This window comes from Parafrankia sp. Ea1.12 (assembly GCF_900465275.1).
Classification (GTDB): domain Bacteria; phylum Actinomycetota; class Actinomycetes; order Frankiales; family Frankiaceae; genus Parafrankia; species Parafrankia soli.
In genome coordinates this window covers 1-1,497 of record NZ_UBIZ01000599.1, presented here as the reverse complement: position 1 = coordinate 1,497, position 1,497 = coordinate 1, and the positions used below count along the sequence as shown (strand labels likewise).

The following is a 1,497-nucleotide window of genomic DNA, read 5'->3' as shown; positions in this document are numbered from 1 at the left end:
CGACCTGCGCCGCGGCCAGTGCCGTGATCAGTCGTTGAGGGAGGCCGGCTCGGCGTCCCTGATGCCCTGCCGGACCTGGTCGACCAGCTCGGCGGGAACGTCGGCCATCGAGTGGTCGACCCGGGCGTGGGTGTTGACCGCGCCGAGGAGCTCGTCCTCGGTGCCGGCGACGAACCGGGCCTCGCAGCCGGGGATGATCGCCCCGCAGTAGAACTCCTTCATGGCGGGCGGCCGCGCGATGCTCACCTCGCGCACCCGCGCGCCCGGGTCGCCGACGGGGCGCGGGCCCATCAGCGCCTGCGCCGTCCAGAATCGGTTCCGCCTCATGCGGCCGACAGATCCGCGAGACGCAGCATCAGGCGCTCCATCCGTACCAGGCCGAGAGGCCGTCCCATCTCGGTCACGATTATCACCGGGTCGAACCGGCAGCCGGCGGGCCGGGTCATCGCCCGGCGGGCGACCTCCGTGACGGGCTCGTCCGGGAGCGCGAACAGCGACGTGGGAATCCGCTGCGGCTCCCGCCCACCCGCGCCGCCGGCCAGCCGCACGGCGACCGGCCGGCACCGGTTGCTGACGATGATGGCAGTCCCGCCACCGGAACCGTCGCCCCTGAGCGTTTCGTGATCCTCGGCGTGTTCTTCGGCGTGTTCTTCGGCGTGTTCCTCGGGACGTCCGCCCGGGGACGGCGAGCCGGCGTCGTCGCTTGGAGCGGGCGAGCGCGCGCAGGGCGGGCAGCCCGGGACCTGGCCGCAGCGCCCGTAGTCGCCGGTCGAGATCCGGACCGGCTCCATCAGGCTCACGATGCGCGAGGAACGGTCGGAGCGCGCGGAGAGCAGCCTGATCCGCCTGGCCACGGCCGGGTCGAGCTCCTGCCAGCGGGCGGACGGCCGTCCGAGCAGGAAGCCCTGCCCGAGGGGGACGCCGAGGGCGACCAGCATGGTCAGCTCCTGGACGCGCTCCACACCCTCGGCGATGACCCAGCCGTTGAGGCGGCTGGCGAATCCGCCGACCAGCTCGGTGAGTGCGATCTTCACCTGGTCGTCGTCGATGTTCGAGACCAGTGACGCGTCGAGTTTCACGAAATCGGGCCGGATGTGGGTGAGCTGGCGCAGGCCGGCATATCCCGAACCGACATCGTCCATGGCGAGGAACGCGCCGTGGTCCCGCAGCTCCTGCGAGGTCGCCGTCAGACCGGTCGCGCGCTCGATGTCGACGGCCTCGTTCAGCTCGAGAACGATGCGGGAGAGATCGGCGCCCCGCCAGACCGCCGCGACCTCGGGGGAGGAAAGGAGATGCGGGAACACGTTGACGGCGAGAAAACAACGGTCGGGAAGATGATCGCGGGCGGCGAGTGCCCGGCGCAGGACCCGGGCCTCGAGCTCGGCCGCGCAGCCGCGGCGGTCCGCCTCGCCGAACACGAGATGGGGTGCGTTGCGCGGGTCCGGGCCGAAGCGTGCCAGGGCCTCGTAGCCGGCCGTGACGCCGCGGCGCAGGTCC

2 protein-coding genes are annotated in these 1,497 nt (G+C 72.4%); both read right to left on the bottom strand.

The window, feature by feature from the left end; translation table 11 throughout:
• Positions 1-27: 27 nt before the first annotated feature.
• On the bottom strand, positions 28-327 hold the full coding sequence (locus FMEAI12_RS32725) for a DUF1059 domain-containing protein (protein WP_071060673.1): 300 nt from the start codon (positions 325-327) through the stop codon (positions 28-30).
• Positions 324-1,497: EAL domain-containing protein (locus FMEAI12_RS32720; protein WP_112109025.1), on the bottom strand; the 1,174-nt coding region annotated here is incomplete at its 5' end. The genes FMEAI12_RS32720 and FMEAI12_RS32725, both read right to left, overlap by 4 nt.

What these genes read in the sequence shown, in the direction of transcription:
- FMEAI12_RS32725 (WP_071060673.1), bottom strand. Translation starts at nt 327, where the DNA reads ATGAGGCGGAACCGATTCTGGACGGCGCAGGCGCTGATGGGCCCGCGC.